This is a genomic window from Planomonospora algeriensis (assembly GCF_977012225.1).
This window is the reverse complement of sequence record NZ_CDRNDK010000809.1, coordinates 1-1,622: the sequence shown is the minus strand read 5'-3', so window position 1 is coordinate 1,622 and position 1,622 is coordinate 1. Positions and strand designations below refer to the sequence as shown.

Genomic DNA, 1,622 nt, shown 5'->3' with positions numbered 1-1,622 from the left:
CCGGCCCCGTCGGCGCGCCGGGCGAGCGTGCGAGCCACGTCGTCCAACCGGGCCGCCCCACCGGCCCGGCTCCCTGCCCTCACCGCCTGCGGACCACCGGGATCACCCGGGGCGTTCGAGCCGTCCGAGCCGGTACCGCGCCATCGATCCACTCGGCGAGCCGCCCGGCGTGCTCGCGTACCCGGTCGGCCGAGGCGTCCGTCAGCAGGAACACCCGCGCGCCCCGCGCCTCGGCCGCGCCCTCGCCCTCGATCTCGGGCTCGATCTCGGGCTCGGGCTCGGGCTCGGTTCCGGCTCCGGCTCCGGCTCCGGCTCCGGCTCCGGCTCCGGACGGGACGGCGGGCTCCCGGGGGGCGGCGTCGAGGACGACGTGGGCGTTGGTGCCGCCGAAACCGAAGGAGGAGACGCCCGCCCGGGGGCGCCCGCCCGGTCCGCCCGGCCATGGGACGGGGGCGGTGACGACCTCCAGGCGGTCCCAGGGGATGTGCGGGTTCGGCTTCTCGAAGTGCGCGCTGGGCGGGATCACCCCGTGGTGCAGGGCCAGGACGGTCTTGATCAGGCCGGTGATCCCGGCCGCGGCCTCCAGGTGGCCGAGGTTGCTCTTGGCCGAGCCGAGCAGCACCCGGTGCCCCGGCGGCAGCGCCGCGTCGATCGCCCGCGCCTCGATCGGGTCACCGAGGAAGGTGCCGGTGCCGTGCGCCTCGATGTAGTCCGGCGGTTCCAGTCCCGCGTAGGCCGCGCGCAGCAGCTCCTCCTGCGCCTCGGGGTTGGGCGCGACCAGGCCGTTGGAGCGGCCGTCCTGGTTCACCGCCGTGGCGCGGACCACGGCCAGCACCCGGTCGCCGTCGCGCAGCGCGTCGGACAGGCGCTTGAGCACCGCCACGCCGCAGCCCTCGGCGCGGACCATGCCGTCGGCCGACGCGTCGAACGCCTTGCACCGGCCGTCGGGCGCGGTCCCGCCGCCCCGGTCGAACGCCATCGTGACCACCGGCGAGAGCAGCAGGTTCACCCCGGCCGCCAGCGCCAGGTCGCTCTCCCCCTCCCGCAGGCTGCGCACGGCCAGGTCGACCGCCACCAGCGACGAGGAGCAGGCCGTGTCCACCGCGAGGCTGGGCCCGCGCAGGTCGAGCACGTAGGAGAGCCGGTTCGCGGCGATGCTGGACGCCGCCCCGGTCGCCGTCCAGGCGTCCACCCGGGAGACGTCGGCGGTGGTCAGGTAGGCGTACTCGTGGCCGGAGACGCCGACGAACGCCCCGGTACGGCTGCCGCGCAGCGAGCGCGGCGCGATCCCGGCGTGCTCCAGCGCCTCCCAGGCCGTCTCCAGCAGCAGCCGCTGCTGCGGGTCCATGGTCTCGGCCTCGCCGGGGGCGATCCCGAAGAAACCGGCGTCGAACCCGGCCACGTCGTCGAGGAAGCCGCCGTGCCTGGTGGTGCGGGCCAGCGCCTCGGCGGTGCGGGGGGAGCCGTCGTCGAACTCCTCCCATCGGCCCTCGGGGACCTCGCCGACCGCGTCGCCGCCCGCCAGGAGCAGCCGCCAGAAGTCCTCGGGACCGTGGACGGAGCCGGGCAGGCGGCAGCCGAGGCCGACCACCGCTACCGGCTCGCCCGCCGCGGCCGCCGTA

At 76.9% G+C, this 1,622-nt stretch carries 1 protein-coding gene; it reads right to left on the bottom strand.

The annotated features are described in order from the left end of the window. Positions 1–79 precede the first annotated feature (79 nt). The coding region (locus tag ACWJ6R_RS35985) for a beta-ketoacyl [acyl carrier protein] synthase domain-containing protein (RefSeq protein WP_449066488.1) at positions 80–1,622 on the bottom strand (1,543 nt) is incomplete at its 5' end.